This window comes from Mesorhizobium sp. M7D.F.Ca.US.004.03.1.1, from assembly GCF_003998635.1.
GTDB lineage: Bacteria > Pseudomonadota > Alphaproteobacteria > Rhizobiales > Rhizobiaceae > Mesorhizobium > Mesorhizobium loti.
The window spans coordinates 1-963 of record NZ_RZQG01001445.1; the positions used below are offsets into that span (position 1 = coordinate 1).

General features: G+C 62.0%; 1 protein-coding gene and 1 pseudogene. One reads left to right on the top strand and one right to left on the bottom strand.

All coding sequences use genetic code 11. The features are described 5' to 3' along the window. The coding region (locus tag EN935_RS37810; RefSeq protein ID WP_127374329.1) for a rhodanese-related sulfurtransferase at positions 1 to 660 on the bottom strand (660 nt) is incomplete at its 3' end. A 191-nt stretch (positions 661 to 851) separates the two neighbouring features. Between EN935_RS37810 and EN935_RS42570 the strand changes: the two are divergent. Continuing rightward, a pseudogene (locus tag EN935_RS42570) lies at positions 852 to 963 on the top strand (keto-deoxy-phosphogluconate aldolase); the annotation flags it as partial.

Consider the following 963-nt stretch of genomic DNA (forward strand, 5'->3'; position numbering starts at 1 on the left):
GGCCGGAACCTCTTCCAAATATTTGAGGATGCCGCCCTTGAGGTGGAACACATCCTCGAAGCCGAGCGACCTGACATAGGCGGTCGCCTTTTCGCATCGAATACCGCCGGTGCAGAACATCGCCACCTTGCGGCCTTCGAGCTCCGCCCGGTGCGCCTCCACCCAGGCCGGGAACTCGCGAAAGCTTGCGGTGGCTGGGTCGATCGCACCCCTGAAAGTGCCGATCGACGCCTCGTAGGCGTTGCGCGTGTCGATGATGACAGTATCGGGCTGCGAAATCAGCGCGTTCCAGTCGGCCGGCGCGACATAGGTGCCGGCGCTTTTGGAAGGGTCGATATCATCGACACCCATGGTGACGATCTCGCGCTTCAGCCGCACCTTCATGCGGTGGAACGGCATTTCCGTAGCAACGCTGTACTTGACCTCGAGGCCGGCGAGCCCTTCGATGGCTTCGAGATAGCCGATCAGTTCGGCGATCGCCGTTTCGCCGCCAGCGACGGTGCCGTTTATGCCTTCATGCGCCAGAAGCAGCGTGCCCTTGATGCCGCGCCCGCAACAGAAGGCAGCAAGCGGCGCCCGCAGCGCCTCAAAGGCGTCGAGCCGGGCAAACCGGTAGAGCGCGGCGACGCGAAGGGGCTGGGATGGATTGGACGGTGTCATTGCCAGAGCAACTAGACGCTCGTAAAAGCCGATTCAAGGCAAAACGGCTCCGGATCCTGTCATGGCCCTGTCGGGGAAGAGCCCGTAAGCTGTCCGACGACGGCGCGTGACAACGCGACGCGACCGGTTTCATGGACAGGCAAACACCTGTCTGCTAATCGGTTGAAATTCCCTAGGATACGGAGAGACAGATGCCCAGCAAGACCGAAAAACTCCTGTCGCTCCTCAACGGCCAGCCGGTCATCCCGGTGCTGAAGATTTCTGATGTCGCCAATGCCGTGCCGCTGGCCCGCGCTCTGGCAC